The following is a 1,643-nucleotide window of genomic DNA, read 5'->3' as shown; positions in this document are numbered from 1 at the left end:
GCCTGGGAAGAAGCCTGCGATGACCTCCACTGCCGCCCCGCTCGACTTGTTGCTGCTGCCGACCTGGCTGGTACCCGTCGAGCCCGCTGGGGTGGTGCTCAAGGAGCACGGCCTGGGTATCCGCGATGGCTGCATTGCCTTTATCGGGCCACGGGACGCGGCGTTGAAGCTGGCGGCGCAAGAGGTGCGTGAACTGCCCGGCATGCTGCTCAGCCCCGGCCTGGTCAATGCACACGGCCATGCAGCCATGACCCTGTTCCGCGGCCTGGCCGACGATTTGCCACTGATGACCTGGCTGGAAAAGCACATCTGGCCAGCCGAAGCCAAGTGGGTCGATGAAGCGTTCGTGCGCGACGGTACCAACCTGGCCATTGCCGAGCAGATCAAGGGCGGCATCACCTGCTTCTCGGACATGTATTTCTACCCCAAGGTCGCCAGTGACTGCGTGCACAACAGCGGTATGCGTGCGCAGATCGCACTGCCGATCCTCGACTTCCCGATCCCCGGCGCCAGCAGTGCCGACGAGGCGATTCGCCAGGGTATCGAGCTGTTCGGCGACCTCAAGCACCACCCGCGCATCAAAATCACCTTCGGCCCCCACGCGCCCTACACCGTGTGCGATGCCAACCTGGAAAAGATCCGGGTGATCGCCGAAGAGCTGGACGCCGTGATCCATATGCACGTTCACGAAACTGCCTTTGAAGTGCAGCAAGCCGTCGAGCAGACCGGCGAGCGGCCATTGGCGCGCCTGGCTCGCCTTGGCCTGCTGGGCCCGCGCTTTCAGGCCGTGCACATGACCCAAATCAGCGAAGACGACCTGGCTTTACTGGTAGAAAGCAACACCAGCGTCATTCACTGCCCGGAATCGAACCTGAAACTGGCCAGCGGCTTTTGCCCGGTGGAGCGCTTGTGGCAGGCTGGCGTCAACGTGGCCATCGGCACCGACGGCGCTGCCAGCAACAATGACTTGGATTTGCTCGGCGAAACCCGCACGGCGGCGATGCTGGCCAAGGCCGTGGCCGGCTCGGCCACTGCGCTGGATGCCCACCGCGCCCTGCGCATGGCCACACTCAACGGCGCCAGGGCGATGGGCCTGGACAGCCAGATTGGCTCCCTGGAAGTCGGCAAGGCGGCAGACATCGTCGCTTTTGATCTTTCCGGGTTGGCGCAACAACCGATCTACGATCCGGTCTCACAGCTTATATATGCCACCGGGCGCGATTGCGTGAAACACCTTTGGGTTGCCGGCAAGCCATTGCTCGACGACCGGCAATTGACCCGCATGGATGAACAACAGTTGACCGCCACGGCCATTGCCTGGGGCCAACGCATCAGCGGGCACAGCGAATAACGACGCGGCTGAAGCCTTGGGTTCAGCCGCGACACACCGACTTATCAGATTCAGAGGATTCACCATGAGCAACGTCGATCACGCCGAAATCGCCAAGTTTGAAGCCCTGGCTCACCGCTGGTGGGACCGCGAGAGCGAATTCAAACCCCTGCACGATATCAACCCACTGCGGGTCAACTGGATTGACGAGCGCGTCAACCTGGCCGGCAAGAAGGTGCTGGACGTCGGTTGCGGCGGCGGCATCCTCAGCGAAGCCATGGCCCAGCGCGGCGCCACCGTCATGGGCATCGAC

2 protein-coding genes are annotated in these 1,643 nt (G+C 63.0%); both read left to right on the top strand.

The features are described 5' to 3' along the window. Nucleotides 1-19 precede the first annotated feature (19 nt). Nucleotides 20-1,351, top strand: a complete 1,332-nt coding sequence (locus BKD70_RS22575) for a TRZ/ATZ family hydrolase (protein ID WP_034126684.1) — start codon at nt 20-22, stop codon at nt 1,349-1,351. Between the two features lie 64 nt (nt 1,352-1,415). Next, nucleotides 1,416-1,643 (top strand): 50S ribosomal protein L11 methyltransferase (locus tag BKD70_RS22570; protein WP_139145798.1); only part of this gene is annotated, 228 nt, incomplete at its 3' end.

The sequence above is a fragment of the Pseudomonas sp. BS-2016 genome (assembly GCF_001806145.1).
Taxonomy (GTDB): Bacteria; Pseudomonadota; Gammaproteobacteria; order Pseudomonadales; family Pseudomonadaceae; genus Aquipseudomonas; species Aquipseudomonas lundensis.
The sequence above is the reverse complement of the archived record's forward strand: the minus strand, read 5'-3'. Positions and strand labels throughout refer to the sequence as shown.